A 14,463-nucleotide genomic window follows, 5' to 3' on the forward strand; every position below is an offset into this window, starting at 1 on the left:
GGGGGGCGGTCAGCCGGCGAGGACGCCCCGGGCCACCGAGTCGCCCGAGTGCGCGGGATCGCCGTCGAGCGGCTCCACCGAGACGTCGACCACCGGGTACCGCGCGAGGTCGATCCCGTCGGGGAGGGGTAGGTCCGTCGTCCCCTCGCGGACCGTGCCCACCGGGTACATGCCCTGGATGCCCTGGTCGATGAGCCACACCTCGTAGAAGCCGTCGTCGGGCGTGGGCGCGGTGAGGTCGACCTCGAGCAGCCGTTCGCCGTCCCGCTCGACCACCCGTGCCTCGCCCGACGCCGGCGCGTCGTCGAGCGGGTCGAGCGCCGTGGCGGCGACGACGGTGGCGTCGTCCCTTGTGGCCAGGACGACGGCGGTGGTGCCGGCGACGGCCACCAGCACGGCGGCGGCCGCGACGAGCAGCCGTGGCCGGACCGACCGCCGGAGCGGGATCACCGTGGCCGGCGGCGGCGGCTCGGGCGCGGGCAGCAGCGGCGAGGCGACGACGTCGGGCCGCGGCCGGGCGGTCACGGAGGTCCGCGCGGCGATCGCGTCCCACACCGAGGGCGGCGGTGGGACCGAGCCGGACGGCGGGGCGAGCTCGGGCACCGCGAGGGCGTCGACCGGGCGCCGCAGGGACGCGACCTCCTGCCGGCACTGCGCGCAGCCGGCCAGGTGCTCGGCGTCCGCGGCGGGCAGCGGCTCGCGCAGGGCGGCCAGCGCGAGCTGCTCAGGCGTGCAGTGCTGCACCATCCACCTCCAACCGCGTCCTCAGGCGTTCGAGTGTGCGCCGGATGTGGCTCTTGACCGTCCCCAGCGGCAGCCCGGTCCGGGCGGCGATCTGGGCGTGCGTGAGGTCCTCGTAGAACGCCAGTTCGATGATGCCGCGCTGCGGCTGGCCGATCTGGTCCAGCTCGCCGAGCAGCAGCACCCGGTCGGCGACGGCGGTGTCGATCGCCGCGGTCGCCGCGGGCGCGTCGAGGACGGCGGCCTCGGCGGCGCGGCGCTGGCGGTCCAGGCGCTCCCACGTGTCGGCGATCTTGTGCCGGCAGATGCCGATCAGCCAGGCGGGCAGCGGACCGCGGTCCGCGCGGTAGCCGGCCCGCCCCGTCCACGCCGAGACGAAGGTCTGCTGGGTGACATCCTCGGCGTCCGGGCCGGGACCGAAGGCGCGGACCGCCATGCCGTGCACCTGGCCGGCCCAGCGCTCGTAGGCCCAGGCCAGCGCCTGCTCCTCCCCCGCGGCGAAGCGCCGGGCGACCTCGGCGTCGTCCGGCTCGGCGGACGCGCGCGGGTCCTCGGTCGCCACGAGTCGCACGCTACCGAGGCGCGGGCGACGGAGTGCGACCCCGGTCACGGGGCCGGCTCCGCGACGACCACCACGTTGTCCCGGTAGTGGCCGGAGTCGGCGAGGAACGGTCCGCCGCAGGTGACCAGCACGAGGCGGGGCGGCCCGCCGCGGGCGAACATTGCCTCGGTCGGCAGCGCCTGCTTGCCGATCGACTCGCGGCCCACCACCCGCCATCTGCTCGTGCCGCCGTCCGCATGGCCGACCAGCACCTCCGTGCCGACGGCGATCTCGCGGAGCGCGGCGAGTGCGCCCAGCCCCTGGTCGGCATCGTCGACGTGCCCGGCCAGCACGGCGTTCCCCTCGCGTCCCGGCGCGGGGCCGAAGCGGTACCAGCCCACCCGGGAGACGTCGGCCGGGATCTCCATCTGCCCGTCGAGGACCACCCCGACCGGGTCGATCGGCGCGTCGATCTCCAGGGCGGGGACGGTCAGCCGCGCCGGCGCCGGGACGGCGGAGTCCCGGCCCGGTGCGGCGTCCCGGACGGCCACGGAAGGGACGTCGCCGTCCGGGACCACCGGCGCGTGCGGGATCTGGAGAACCTCGGCGACCGGTGCCCCCGCCGCCGCGTCCGGCCGGGTCAGCGCCCAGATGGCCGGGGTGCCGACGGCCAGGGCGGCGCCCAGCACCGCGACGGCAGCGGCGGGTCGCACGGTCGTCGTCCTCAGCCGCGGGCGGTGACCAGCCGCCGGCCGGCGAGCACCGCGACGGCGAGTCCGGTCAGCGCGACGCCGGCCAGCGGCAGCGGGAGGTCGTCGTCCACCAGACCAGCGCTGCCGGCCGGCATGCCCGACGGCGCTGAGGACATGCCCGTCAGCGTCTGGGCAGCGAGCTCGAAGCCGGCGTCCTGGGAGCCCCAGGCGTAGACGATCGTGGTCGCGCCTTCGGCCAGTTGCAGGTCGGCCGGGCCGAGCGCGACGGTGTCGGTGCCGGCGAGGGTGACGTCGGCGGTGACCGTCCCGGCGGGCACGGTCAGGGAACGCTCCCGTGGGTTGGCCAGGCCCTGGATGACCGGGGTGCCGCCGGCGCGGACGTCGACGGCCGGGGCAGCGGCGGTGTGCCGGACGACCACCCGCGCCTGCCCGGCCGGTACCGGTGAGGTGTCGTTGACGAACGGCGTGATCACCGGCGTGCCGCTCTCCGTCAGGTGGGCGACGACGGTGGCGTTCGCGCCGGCCGGCACGGCCACGTCGTCGGCCTGCGCGGCGGGCTGGGTGGTCGCCGGGTCCGCGCCGGCGGGGTAGATCGCCAGGTCGTAGGAGCCGGCGGGCAGCTGCAGCGGGTCGGTCAGCGTCCCAGGCCGGAAGTCCGGGATCAACTCCTCGCCGTTGGCGTAGACGTCGACCGGGGTGGCGGGGACGGCGTGCAGGATCGAGACGGTGGCGGTGTCCGCGGCCAGTGCCGGCGGGGCGCCGAGCACGAGGAGCGTGCCGACTGCGCCGGCGGCGAGCGCGACCGTGCGGGTCCGGGTCACGGGGATTCCTTCCGGGTCGAGGGGGTCTGTCACCCGCCTCTTCCGCAGGGGCCCGGGACCTGGATGCAGGCCGTCGTCCCGGCCCGGTCAGCCGACGGCGACGATCTCCTCGACGAACGCGGTCGGCAGCCTCGTGTCGTCGGCGAAGTTGGGCAGGTCGGCGATGGCCGCCTGGAACTCGGGGCCGGCGGCCGCTGCGGCGAAGGCCTCCTGGTCGTCGAACTGGATGTAGGCGTAGCCGAGGAACGGCGGCTCCCCCTCGGGCGCAGCGACGGCGTGCTGCTGCACGTAGCGGCGCAGGCCGGGCAGCTTCGAGACGATCGCGACGTGCTCCTCGCGCCAGTAGCGCAGCGCCTCCTCGCGGGGCATGCCGGCCTTCTCGTACACCACGAACGACACGGTGAACATGGGGAACCCTTCTGCTCGGGCAGGGCTGACCCGGCGAACACTTCTCGCGGACGAGGCCGCGCGGGAGCCGGGGCCGGCCCCGCCCTGGCCTGCCCTCTCTCCGCGTAGGCCCGCGGCTACGGCAGGGCTACGCCGGCACCGAGAGCGAGAGGCCGAAGTCGCCGTCCGGGTCGGTCCACCAGGCGGTCATCCGCAGGCCGGCCGCGGCCAGCTCCCGCTCGACGCCGTCCCGGCGGAACTTCGCCGAGATCTCGGTGCGCAGCTCCTCCCCCGCGGCGAACGGCACCTCGAGGTCCAGCTCGGCCACGCGGACCACCTGGTCGGCCGATGACCGCAGGCAGATCTCGATCCATTCGCGCTCGGCGTCCCAGCGCGCGACGTGCGCGAACGCGTCGAGGTCGAAGTCGGCCTTGAGCTCGCGGTTGAGCACCGCGAGCACGTTGCGGTCGAACTCCGCGGTCACGCCCTCGGCGTCGTCGTAGGCGCGGACCAGCCGGTCGGCGTCCTTGACCAGGTCGGTGCCGAGGAGGAACGAGTCGCCCGGTTCCAGCGTGCCGGCCAGGTCGGCGAGGAACGCGGTGCGCTCGGCCGGCTCCAGGTTGCCGATCGTCGAGCCGAGGAAGGCCACCAGCCGCCGGCCGGCCCGCGGCAGTTCCCCCAGGTGCCGGGTGAAGTCGCCGACCACGCCCTCCACCTCGAGCCCCGGGTACTCCTCGGCGAGCGCGGCGCCGGCCAGCTGCAGCACCGACGGGTCGACGTCGAAGGGCACGAACCGGCGCAGCGTGCCCGCGTCCCGCAGCGCGGTGAGCAGCAGCCGGGTCTTCTCCGACGTGCCGCTGCCCAGCTCGACCAGCACGTCGGCGCCGGATGCCGCGGCGATCTCGCCGGCCCGCGCGTCGAGGATCGCCCGCTCCGCCCGGGTCGGGTAGTACTCGGGCAGCCGGGTGATGCGGTCGAACAGCTCGCTGCCGCGCTCGTCGTAGAACCACCGCGGCGGCAGCGACTTCGGTGTCGCGGTCAGCCCGGACAGGGCGTCGGCGCGCAGTTCGGCCGCCGCGTCGTCCGGGTCCAGGTGGTAGGTGAGCTGCACGGTCAGTCCTCCAGGGGGGTGAGCGAGACGCCGTCCGGCGTGACCTCGACCAGGTGCCGGTCGGGGACGTCGGTCCACGCCGGGTCGTCGTCCCACGGCTCGCTGGCCAGCGCGGTGCCGTCGTCGGTGATCAGGAACGACAGGGTGTCGCCCCAGGTCGTGGCCAGCAGCCGGGTGCCGTCGGTGGCGAGCAGGTTCAGCCGCGCGGTCGGATCGCGGCCCGCGACCTCCAGCACCGTCCGGCCCATGACCTCGGCGCACCGGTCGAACACCATCGCGGCCAGCAGCGCGCTGTCGACGGTCGACTCCGGGTCCGGCGCCGGGTGCAGCACCGCCCGCTCGACCCGGCCGTTGTGCGAGAGCAGCCACCGTCCGGAGCTGAACGGGGCGACGGCGGACTCCTCGATCGGCATGCCCACGGTCGCCGACCGGACGGCGGCCAGCACGCAGCCGCTCTCGAGAACCGGTGCCAGCGACGCGAAGGACGCATCGCCCCACAGCGGCCGCGCCGAGCGCCAGCGCGCCGGCTCGGCGCGGCCGGGCACGTAGAAGCCGACGCCCCAGCCGTCGGCGTTGAGCGTGCCGTAGCGCTGCCGCCGCGGCGCGTACGACTGCACCAGCAGGGACGACGGCGGCTCCAGCACCAGTTCCGCGAGGGTCTTCGGCCGGCCGAGCCAGGCCAGGTGGCGGCACATGGTCAGGCGTCCCAGGCGAGCCGGATGCCGCTGAAGATCTGCCGGCGGACCGGGTGGTCCCAGTTGCGGAAGCTCGGCCGCAGGATCGACGGCGCGGCGGCCCAGGAGCCTCCGCGCAGCACCCGGTGGTCGCCGCCGAAGAACGGCTCGGAGTACTGCCGGTAGAGCATCGGCCGGAAGCCGGGCCAGGGCCGGAACGGCGACGACGTCCACTCCCAGACGTCGCCCATCAGCTGCTCGGCGCCGTACGCGGAGGCGCCCGCCGGGTAGGCGCCGGCGGGTGCCGGTCGCAGGGCGCCGCCGCCGAGGTTGGCCAGCGCGGCGGTCGGCTCGGCCGAGCCCCACGGGAAGCGGCGCCGGCGGCCGGCAGCGGGGTCCCACGCCGCGGCCTTCTCCCACTCGACCTCGGTGGGCAGCCGCGCCCCGGCCCAGGCGGCGTAGGCCTCGGCCTCGAAGAAGGTCACGTGCTGCACCGGCTCGTCGGGCGGCAACTCCTCCACGATCCCGAACCGGGTGCGGGTGCCGTCGGCCCCCCAGAACTCCGGGCGCTGCAGCCCGGCCGCCACCCGGTGCGCCCACCCGCGGTCGGACCACCAGCGGCGCTGCGCGTACCCGCCGTCGGCGACGAACCGCGCGTACTCGGCGTTGGTGACCGGCACCCGGCCGAGGCGGAAGGCCGGGACGTCGACCCGGTGCGCCGGCCGCTCGTTGTCCAGCGAGAACGGCTCGTCGGCGGCGTCCACGCCCAGCACGAACTCCCCGCCGGGGACGAGCACCGAGGTGCCGGCCACCCCCGGCCGCCCCGGCGGCAGGGGAGCGCCGGTACCGAGCAGCGGCGGGCCGGACCGCAGCTGCAGGGTCTGCAGCATCGTCTCGTCGTGCTGCTGCTCGTGGCTGACCACCATGGCGAAGTCGAACGGGTCGTCGTCCGCCCCCAGGTGTTCCAGCCGGTCGAGCACCCGGCTGCGCACCTCCCGGCAGAGCGCCCGGGCCTCCACCGGCGGCAGGAGCGGGAGCTTGTCCCGCACCGCCCGTGGATGGGTGAACGCGTCGTAGAGCGCCTCGACCGGCGGCGGCAGCAGCCCCTCCCGTCGGGCGTCGCCGCGGCGCAGCAGCCAGAGGTCCTCCTGCTGGCCGATGTGCGCGAGGTCCCACACCAGCGGGCTCATCAGCGGGTCGTGCTGGCGCAGCAGCTCGGGCTCGTCCTGGTCGGTGAGCGCCAGCGTGCGGTCGCGGGCCCCGGCGAGCTGGTGCGCGAGGTCGTCGGCGACGGTCATGCCGCTCCCTCCGGGATCTCGGTGGCGGACAGCAGGGCGGCGACCGGGCCGCCCCGCCCGGCGGCGGACAGGACGGCGTCGCCGGGGCTCGCGCCGCGCTCCGCCAGCTCCGCCAGCGCCTCCACCTCGCCGCGCAGCCCGGCGGGCACCCGGTCGACGGCGGCACCGAGGCAGCCGACGGCCGCTCGGTGCAGCACCGGGTCGGCCAGGCCGTCGCGGGCGGCGCGGTCCCAGGCGCCGGCCGCCGGCTCGCTGGCCGCGGCGGCGAGGTCGGCGGCGGCCGGGTCGTCGAGCAGGGTCGCGGTGACCGCGGCCAGGGCCGGCCACCACGGCTCGGGCGCCGCGTCGAGGTAGCGGATCTCGAGGAAGCCCCGCGGCCGGACCGGCGGGAACAGCGTGGTCAGGTGGTAGTCGAGGTCGTCGGTCGTGGGACGGCGGCCGAGGTCGGCCTCGCCGGTGAGCCAGTCGGCGAAGGCGGTGCGGGTGCGCACCGGCCGCGCGCCGCCGTCGCCGCCGCGCACCAGCATCACCGGCGCGGACAGCGCGTAGGCGGCCCACTCGCCGGCCGGGTCGCCGCGTCCGAGCAGCGGCCCGCAGCGGGCCTGGTCGAGGTCGCCCCAGACGTGCTGCCGGCTCGACCGCCAGCCGGTCCGCCGTCCCGACAGCAGCGGCGAGCAGGCCGAGACCGCGATGAGGACGGGGCCGAGCCGGTGGGCCAGCGCCACGCGCTCGCGCCAGCCGGACTCCGGGCCGGCGTCCAGATTGACCTGCAGGGACGCCGTCGACGTCATCATCGCCAGCCCGGCCGTGCGGCAGCCGACGGCGGCGAAGTGCTGCTCCATCGCCGCGTAGCGGGGGCCGGGGTGCACCCGCGTGGGCGGGCGCAGCGGATCGGTGCCGAGCAGCGCCACCCCGAGGCCGTCTGTGGCGAGGGCGCCGGCGAGCACGCGCCGGTCCGCCCGCAGCGCGCCGACCGCGGCGGCGACGCCGGCCAGCGGCGGTCCGGACAGCTCCACCTGCCCGCCCGGCTCCAGGGTCACCCGGCTCCCGCCGGGCAGCGGGCCGAGGGCGTCGACGACGGCGCGGATGCGCGGCCAGGTGACCCGGCGACCCGGCGCGGCCAGGTCCACGAGGTGCCCCTCCAGCTCCAGGCCGACGGGACCGACCGCGCTGGGCCGCAGCGCGGCGCGGGTGACGTGCTCGACCGCCTCGCCGAGGGCCGAGCGGAACGACGTGGGACACGTTCTCGGAACGGGGGCCACGGGGCCCCACCCCCTCCAGGTCCGGACCGGTCAACCTGCGACCGCGGGTCGGTGCGGGGGCGGCCCAGGTCGTGCGTGGCCGTCCTCGGCTAGCCATCCTCCCCCGCTCCGCCATGGGATCAAGCCCCTCTGACGGAAACAGTGGCCGAACGGTGTTCGGGAGAGGATCGGTCCGTGGATTCCTCGACCGACCGGGATCGGGACCGGGACGCCGCGGGCCGGGCCCGCAACGCCCGCCCCCGGGACGCGCTGGGCCGGCCGCTGCCGTACGGCGCCGAGGGGGAGGAGCGGGCGCCGGAGGGCGTCGTCCGGACGCCGGACGCCGCGCTCGCCGAGGCGCAGGCGCTGCTCGACGCCGGCCGGCCGTTCCACGCCCACGAGGTGCTCGAGGACGCGTGGAAGAGCGCGCCGGAGGCCGAGCGCCGGCTGTGGCGCGGCCTGGCCCAGCTCGCCGTCGGCCTGACCCACGCCGCCCGCGGCAACACCCGGGGCGCGGCGACGCTGATCGAGCGCGGCGCCGGCAACCTCGCGCCCTACGCGGCCGCTCCGCCGCACGGGGTCGCCGTGACCGCGCTCGTCCGCTGGGCGCAGGACGGCGGCACCGGCGCCCCGCCACGCCTCACCGCCGGGGCGGATCAGCAGGGATAGCAGGGTCGGCGTGGGCCACCACCGGTGCGGCTCAGCGGGTCCGGTAGCGCGCGTAGAGCAGCCCGCTGCGGAAGGCCCGTTCCTCGACCAGCTCCAGATCGAGGCGCACGCCGTCGGGGAAGAACCGCTTGCCGCCGCCGACCACGCTCGTGGTGATGAAGAGGTGGTACTCGTCCACCAGTCCGGCCGCGATGGCCTGGGCGGCGAGGGTGGGGCCGTCGACGCTGAGGTCGTGATCGGCCTCGGCCTTGAGCGTGCGCACCGCGTCCGGGTCGAAGGCGCGCTCGATCCTGGTCCTCTCGCTCGACACCGACTCCAGCGTCGTGGAGTAGACGACCTTCTCCGCGGCCTGCCAGTCGCGGGCGTACTGCAGGATGTGCGGCGGTGCGTCGGGGAGGGTGTGCGCGGTCTCCCAGAAGACCATCGTCTCGTACATCAGTCGGCCGTAGAGGAACGTGCGGACGGGGCGGAAGACGTCGCCGATGAAGGTGTGCACCTCCTCGTCCTCGGCGCCGGTGCCGAGGTCGCCCTCGGCTGCCGCGGCGTAACCGTCCAGCGAGGTGATCATCGAGTAGATCAGCTTGGCCATGCGTCTCCTCCGGGTACGAGCGCGTCGGTCTCTCGGTGGCCCTGGAGGCTGTGACCTGCGCAGGACCCGGAGCTCATCGATCGGCTGCTCGCCTTCCTCGGCCGGAGCGCTGCCGTCCCGGTGTCCGCGGGCTGAGACCGGGGACCAGGTTGGCGTGCCTTGTGACGCGGAGCACACTGCGGGGCATGGCCTCCCCGTCCACCGTCCCCAGCGCCGAGCGGATCCGCGAGCTGTGGGCGGTAGGCGACTACCAGCGGGTCGGCGTCCGCCTGGTGCCCGCGAGCGAGCAGCTCGTCGCCGACCTGCAGGTCCGGCCGGGGGAGCGGCTGCTCGACGTCGGCGGGGGCACCGGCAACACCGCGCTGGCCGCCGCCCGGCGGGACGCCGACGTCCTGTGCACCGACATCGTCCCCGAGCTGCTGGAGCACGCCCGCCGGCGGGCGGAGCTGGAGGGGCTGTCCTTCGAGACCGCGATCGCCGACGCGCAGTCGCTGCCGTACGAGGACGGCTCGTTCGACGTCGTCACCTCGACGATCGGCGTGGTCTTCGCCGCGGACGCCGACCGGGCCGCCGACGAGCTGGTGCGGGTGCTCCGGCCCGGCGGCCGGCTGGGGCTGACCTGCTGGGTGCCGCAGGCGCCCGGCGGCAAGCTGCTGGAGCTCATCCGCCGGCACGACCCCGGCGACCACCCCGGTGACCTGCTGCGCTGGGGAACCCGCGACGGAGTGGACCAGCTGCTCGGCCGGCGCGGGGTGCAGCTGCGCTACACCGAGCGCGCCGTCGACTTCACCGCGCCCTCGGTCGAGGTGCAGTGGCAGCGCTACATCGACTGGTACGCCCCGGTGCGGGTGGCCTGGGAGCGGCTCGACGAGGCCGGCCGGGCGGCGTTCCACGACGAGTTCGTCGACATGTGGGGCAGCTACAGCCGTGGCTCCCCCGGCGTCCTGGTGCCCAACACCTACCTGCAGGTGATCGGCGTCCGGCCCTGACCGAGGAGGACCCGTGCGCAGTTACGAGGCGGCGACCCGGATCGACGCACCCGCGTCGGTCGTCTGGGAGATCCTCACCGACGTCGGGGGCTGGCGGGACTGGGAATCCGGCGTCGACCGCGTCGACGGCCGCGTGGCGCTCGGCGAGCGGCTGACGATCTACGCGACCATGATCCGCACCCGGCCGTTCCCGGTGACCGTCGTCGAGCTGCGCCCGCCGGAGGCGATGCGCTGGCGCGGCGGGCTGCCGTTCGGCCTGGCGGTCATCGAGCGGACCTACTCCCTCGACGGGCAGGACGACGGCAGCACGCTGGTGACCGTCCGCGAGCAGCAGACCGGCCCGCTGTCCTTCGTCACCGAGCGCAGCACGCCGGACCTCAACCCGTCGTTCCGCCAGTTCTGCGCCGGCCTCAAGGTCCAGGCCGAGCGCCGGTCGGCGACCGGCGCCCGGCCCTGACGTCTCAGCGGCGCCCGGCGGCGACCGTGCCGCCGTCCGCGGCCCTGGCCAGCGGGTAGCACCGCAGGAAGACGGCGGCAGCGGCCACGAGCACCAGCGCGTAGACCATGCCGGTCTCGGTGGCGAACCAGTTGGTGCGGCCGGTGTCCTCGATGAGCGGCTCCATGACGTGGTACATCGTGGCGTTGAGGACGGCGTGCGCGAGCACCCCCGGCCACAGGCCCCAGCGCAGCTGCATGGAGGCCAGCACCGCGCCGATCGCCGTCGTCCCGACGGTGAACCAGAGCACCGCCCACCACTCGTCGACGCCCGTCGGGGTGCCGCCGAGCACGAGGATCAGCGGCCAGTGGAAGGCCGACCAGATCAGCCCGCTGACCAGCACGACCGTGCGCGGGCCGGCGACCTCGGCCAGCCGGGTGACCAGCAGGCCGCGCCAGCCGACGTCCTCCCCGAGCGCCAGCAGCACGTACGGCAGGACGAGGACCGTCAGGCCGAGCGGGACCATGGGGCCGAGGCCCTCGGTGCGGAAGCCGCCGGCGCCGGTGGCCCAGACGATGCCTGCGGCGGTCAGTCCCGGCAGCAGGGCCCACGCCCAGGCGATGCCGAGGCTGCGCCACGAGGTCCGGCGGAAGCCGAAGCCGGGCCGGCGCAGCGAGCCGGTGGACAGCTTGGCGACGACGGCGGCGATGACGGGGATCAGCGCCTGGCCGTAGAGGGCGGCCTGGGCGAGGGGAGTGGCGTCCTCGACGGCGCGGACGTCGGCGTGCTCGGCGAGGGCGATCGCGGTCGTCGTGGCGGACAGCGCCGCGGTGGTGCCGAGGAAGACGCCGATCTCCTTCCACGGCGAGGGGCGGCGGGCCGGCGCGAGGGACGGGGCCGGTTCGAGCTGGGTGGTCATCGCGGTTCGTTCTCCTGGGCTGGTCGGTGCGTTGTCGGCACGGACCGTCGGGCAGGGGGCTTGCCGGTGACTTGCCGCTCACTTCCGACCCGCGGGAGGCGGCGCTGTCGCGCCGGAGGTCCGGTGGGACCATGAGCAACGCCATGAGCACCGACACGACACCCGCCAGCTCCGACGCCACCGCCCTGGGCGAGTCCGCGACACCGTCGCGCGGCCCGGTCACCTCGGCGTCCTACTCGCTCACCGTGCGGCTGACCGCCGACGGTGACCCGGCCAGCATCGGCCGCATCGCCACCGCCGTGGGGTCCGCCGGCGGCGCGGTCACCGCCATCGACGTAGTAGACAGCCGCTCGGACGGGCTCACCGTCGACGTGACGTGCTCGGCGGCCGACGCGGCGCACTCCGAGGAGATGGTCGACGCGCTGCGCGCCGTCCCCGGGGTGAAGGTGCGCAAGGTCAGCGACCGGACGTTCCTGCTGCACCTCGGCGGGAAGCTGGAGATCGCCTCGCGGGTGCCGCTCAAGACCCGCGACGACCTCTCCATGGCCTACACCCCCGGCGTCGCGCGGGTGTGCATGGCCCTGGCCGAGCACCCGGAAGACGTGCGCCGGCTGACCATCAAGGGCAACACGGTCGCCGTCGTCACCGACGGCTCCGCCGTGCTCGGCCTGGGCAACATCGGCCCGGGCGCGGCGCTGCCGGTCATGGAGGGCAAGGCCGCGCTGTTCAAGCGGTTCGCCAACATCGACGCCTGGCCGATCTGCCTGGACACCCAGGACGTCGACGAGATCGTGCGCACCGTGGAGCTGCTCGCGCCCGGCTTCGGCGGCATCAACCTCGAGGACATCGCCGCGCCGCGCTGCTTCGAGATCGAGCGCCGGCTGCGGGACAAGCTCGACATCCCGGTCTTCCACGACGACCAGCACGGGACGGCGATCGTCGCGCTGGCGGCGCTGAAGAACGCGCTGCGCGTGGTGGACAAGCAGCTGGAGGCGGTCAAGGTCGTCGTCGCCGGCGGCGGCGCGGCCGGGACGGCGATCGTCAACCTGCTGCTGGAGGCCGGCGTCGGCTCGGTGCTCGTCTGGGACCGGGAGGGCATCCTCTCCCCGGACGACGAGCGGCTCTCCGGCGCCAAGCTGGAGCTGGCCCGCCGCACCAACCCGGCGGGCGAGCGCGGCGAGCTGCCGCAGGCCCTGACCGGCGCCGACGTCTTCATCGGGGTCAGCGCGGGCAACGTGCTGCCGGTCGAGGCGCTGGCCAACATGAACGAGCGTGCGGTGGTCTTCCCGATGGCCAACCCGACGCCGGAGGTCGACCCGATGCGGGCGCGGCAGCACGCCACGATCGTCGCCTCGGGCCGCTCGGACATGCCGAACCAGATCAACAACGTGCTGGCGTTCCCGGGCGTGTTCCGGGGCCTGCTCGACGCCCGCGCCACCGAGATCAGCACCGGGATGCTGCTGGCCGCGGCGGACGCGCTGGCCGCCGTCGTCCGCGACGACCAGCTCAACGCCAACTACATCATCCCGAGCGTGTTCGACCCGGCCGTCACCAAGGCCGTGGCCGCGGCCGTCGCCGACCAGGCCCGGCACGAGCCCGGCGCGACCGCGGAGGTCACCGACCGCACCAGCCTCACCTGATCCACCCGATCGGGGCCGAAGTGGCCACTTCGGCCCAGATCCCAGGTATCAAGGGTCCGTGCCCGAGTTGCCCGAGGTGCAGGCGCTGGTCGCCTTCCTCCAGGAGAACGCCGTCGGCCGGGTCGTGACGCGCGTCGACCTCGCCGCCGTCCAGGCGATCAAGACGTTCGACCCGCCGCTCTCCGCGCTCGGCGGGCTCGAGGTCACCGGGGTCGCCCGGCACGGCAAGTTCCTCGACCTCGACGTCTCGGGCGTGCACCTGGTCGTGCACCTGGCCCGCGCCGGCTGGCTGCACTGGCGCACCGGGCTGCCGCCCGCCCCGCCGAAGCCGGGCAAGGGGCCGCTGGCGCTGCGCGTGCATCTCGACGACGGCAACGGCTTCGACCTCACCGAGCAGGGCACCCGCAAGGGCCTGGCCGTGTATGTCGTGCGCGACCCGGCCGAGGTCCCCGGTGTCGCCCGGCTCGGACCGGACGCGCTCGAGGTGTCCTTCGAGGACTTCGCGGCGCTGCTGAAAGGCCGCTCCGGCCAGCTCAAGGGCGCGCTCACCGACCAGACGCTGCTCGCCGGCATCGGCAACGCCTACTCCGACGAGATCCTGCACGCCGCCCGGCTGTCGCCTTTCAAGATGGCCGACAAGCTCAACGAGGACGAACTGGTCCGCCTCTACGAGGCGATGCGGGCCGAGCTCACCGAGGCCCTCGGCCGCCAGCTGGGCCAGAAGGCGGCGACGATGAAGGGCGAGAAACGCTCCGGGCTGCAGGTGCACGCCCGCACCGGGCTGCCGTGCCCGGTCTGCGGCGACACCGTCCGCGAGGTCAGCTTCGCCGACACCTCGCTGCAGTACTGCCCGACCTGCCAGACCGGCGGCAAGCCGCTGGCCGACCGGCGGATGTCCAAGCTCCTGCGGTGATGCGGAGTGTGGCAGCGCAGCCTTCCTGCGCTGCCACACTCCGATCGTGTTGGTCACCTTCGACCTCTTCAGCGCGCTGATCGACTCGCGGACCGGCGGCTCCGCCGCGCTGGGCGAGATCGCCCGCGCCCACGGCTGGGACGTCGCCGGCGAGGACCTCTACGACCGCTGGGACGCGCACAACAAGGCCTCCCAGCGCGATCTGCGCACCTGGGTGCCGTTCGCCGAGCACTGCCGCCGCGCGCTGGCCGCCACCTACGTCGACCTGCGCCGGGCCGCGGACGCCGACGACGACACCGAGCGGTTGCTGGCCTCGGTGCCCGACTGGCCGCTCTGGCCGGACGTCGAGGCCGGCCTGCCGCTGGTCGCGCAGCGCCACCGCGTCGGGGTGCTGTCCAACGTGGACGACGCGATCTTCGCCCGCACGCGGGTGGCGCCGCTGGTGGACGACGACGCCGTCCTGACCTCCGAGCGGCTCCGGGCGTACAAGCCGGGGCCGGAGATCTATCGGGCCGCCCGCGAGCGCGCCGGCGGGCGGCTGGTGCACGTCGCCACCTCGGCCCGCGACGTCCGTGGGGCGCTGGAGGCGGGGATCGACGTCGTCCGGCTGCCCCGCCCCGGCCACCGGCTCGACCCGGACGGCCCGCAGCCGGAGCACGAGGCCGCGGATCTGTCTGCGGTACGGGAGGTTCTCGACCGCATGCGCGGCTGACCGCTCACAATTGCGCGGCCGGAAACGGTCCGGAAACCAGCCGGAGCCGTCGTCGGCCCTACGGTGTCG

17 protein-coding genes are annotated in these 14,463 nt (G+C 75.3%); 6 read left to right on the top strand and 11 right to left on the bottom strand.

Translation table 11 applies throughout. The annotated features are described in order from the left end of the window. Positions 1-9: 9 nt before the first annotated feature. The 9 genes from AB3388_RS00070 to egtA form a co-directional block, all read right to left on the bottom strand. Positions 10-747 (bottom strand): anti-sigma factor, encoded by a 738-nt coding sequence (locus AB3388_RS00070; protein ID WP_495408710.1) that lies wholly within the window; start codon positions 745-747, stop codon positions 10-12. After that, entirely contained in the window at positions 725-1,303 is a 579-nt protein-coding gene (locus AB3388_RS00075; RefSeq protein WP_495408711.1) for an RNA polymerase sigma factor, read from the bottom strand. The genes AB3388_RS00070 and AB3388_RS00075 overlap by 23 nt, the downstream gene beginning before the upstream one ends. Before the next feature lie 44 nt (positions 1,304-1,347). Continuing rightward, a complete protein-coding gene (locus tag AB3388_RS00080; RefSeq protein WP_495408712.1) occupies positions 1,348-1,995 on the bottom strand; it encodes a class F sortase in 648 nt (215 codons plus the stop codon). A gap of 11 nt (positions 1,996-2,006) precedes the next feature. Continuing rightward, positions 2,007-2,816: a DUF4397 domain-containing protein gene (locus AB3388_RS00085; protein ID WP_495408713.1), complete on the bottom strand. Its 810-nt coding sequence runs from the start codon at positions 2,814-2,816 to the stop codon at positions 2,007-2,009. 87 nt (positions 2,817-2,903) lie between these two features. Beyond that, positions 2,904-3,224, bottom strand: a complete 321-nt coding sequence (locus AB3388_RS00090) for an EthD family reductase (RefSeq protein ID WP_495408714.1) — start codon at positions 3,222-3,224, stop codon at positions 2,904-2,906. A 127-nt stretch (positions 3,225-3,351) separates the two neighbouring features. Then, on the bottom strand, positions 3,352-4,314 hold the full coding sequence (egtD, locus tag AB3388_RS00095; RefSeq protein WP_495408715.1) for an L-histidine N(alpha)-methyltransferase: 963 nt from the start codon (positions 4,312-4,314) through the stop codon (positions 3,352-3,354). Positions 4,315-4,316: 2 nt separating this feature from the next. After that, positions 4,317-5,009: an ergothioneine biosynthesis protein EgtC gene (gene egtC / locus AB3388_RS00100; protein ID WP_495408716.1), complete on the bottom strand. Its 693-nt coding sequence runs from the start codon at positions 5,007-5,009 to the stop codon at positions 4,317-4,319. A 2-nt stretch (positions 5,010-5,011) separates the two neighbouring features. Next, a complete protein-coding gene (gene egtB, locus AB3388_RS00105) occupies positions 5,012-6,286 on the bottom strand; it encodes an ergothioneine biosynthesis protein EgtB (RefSeq protein ID WP_495408717.1) in 1,275 nt (424 codons plus the stop codon). After that, entirely contained in the window at positions 6,283-7,548 is a 1,266-nt protein-coding gene (gene egtA, locus AB3388_RS00110) for an ergothioneine biosynthesis glutamate--cysteine ligase EgtA (protein ID WP_495408718.1), read from the bottom strand. Before egtA ends, egtB begins: the two co-directional genes overlap by 4 nt. Positions 7,549-7,722: 174 nt before the next feature. On the opposite strand from egtA, the gene AB3388_RS00115 reads away from it, so the two are divergent. Then, the gene (locus AB3388_RS00115; protein ID WP_495408719.1) at positions 7,723-8,196 is read left to right on the top strand and encodes a DUF309 domain-containing protein; all 474 of its coding nucleotides are present in this window, start codon (positions 7,723-7,725) and stop codon (positions 8,194-8,196) included. Between the two features lie 31 nt (positions 8,197-8,227). Here the strand turns inward: AB3388_RS00115 and AB3388_RS00120 are convergent, their stop codons facing one another. After that, positions 8,228-8,785, bottom strand: coding sequence for a dihydrofolate reductase family protein (locus AB3388_RS00120; RefSeq protein ID WP_495408720.1), 558 nt, complete (start codon positions 8,783-8,785; stop codon positions 8,228-8,230). Between the two features lie 185 nt (positions 8,786-8,970). On the opposite strand from AB3388_RS00120, the gene AB3388_RS00125 reads away from it, so the two are divergent. Together AB3388_RS00125 and AB3388_RS00130 are read left to right on the top strand one after the other, a co-directional pair. Next, positions 8,971-9,774, top strand: a complete 804-nt coding sequence (locus tag AB3388_RS00125; RefSeq protein ID WP_495408721.1) for a class I SAM-dependent methyltransferase — start codon at positions 8,971-8,973, stop codon at positions 9,772-9,774. 13 nt (positions 9,775-9,787) lie between these two features. Beyond that, the gene (locus AB3388_RS00130) at positions 9,788-10,231 is read left to right on the top strand and encodes an SRPBCC domain-containing protein (protein ID WP_495408722.1); all 444 of its coding nucleotides are present in this window, start codon (positions 9,788-9,790) and stop codon (positions 10,229-10,231) included. 4 nt (positions 10,232-10,235) lie between these two features. Here AB3388_RS00130 and AB3388_RS00135 read toward each other — a convergent pair whose 3' ends face one another. Further along, positions 10,236-11,129 (bottom strand): CPBP family intramembrane glutamic endopeptidase, encoded by an 894-nt coding sequence (locus tag AB3388_RS00135; RefSeq protein ID WP_495408723.1) that lies wholly within the window; start codon positions 11,127-11,129, stop codon positions 10,236-10,238. Positions 11,130-11,272: 143 nt separating this feature from the next. On the opposite strand from AB3388_RS00135, the gene AB3388_RS00140 reads away from it, so the two are divergent. Genes AB3388_RS00140 through AB3388_RS00150 form a run of 3 tightly spaced genes read left to right on the top strand, consistent with a single transcriptional unit; the run spans position 11,273 to position 14,394 of the window. Beyond that, on the top strand, positions 11,273-12,769 hold the full coding sequence (locus AB3388_RS00140) for an NAD-dependent malic enzyme (protein ID WP_495408724.1): 1,497 nt from the start codon (positions 11,273-11,275) through the stop codon (positions 12,767-12,769). 58 nt (positions 12,770-12,827) lie between these two features. Continuing rightward, positions 12,828-13,682, top strand: coding sequence for an Fpg/Nei family DNA glycosylase (locus tag AB3388_RS00145; RefSeq protein WP_495408725.1), 855 nt, complete (start codon positions 12,828-12,830; stop codon positions 13,680-13,682). A gap of 46 nt (positions 13,683-13,728) precedes the next feature. After that, positions 13,729-14,394, top strand: coding sequence for an HAD family hydrolase (locus AB3388_RS00150; RefSeq protein ID WP_495408726.1), 666 nt, complete (start codon positions 13,729-13,731; stop codon positions 14,392-14,394). The last annotated feature ends 69 nt before the right edge of the window (positions 14,395-14,463 follow it).

The organism is Geodermatophilus sp. SMS 5-13, from assembly GCF_059428245.1.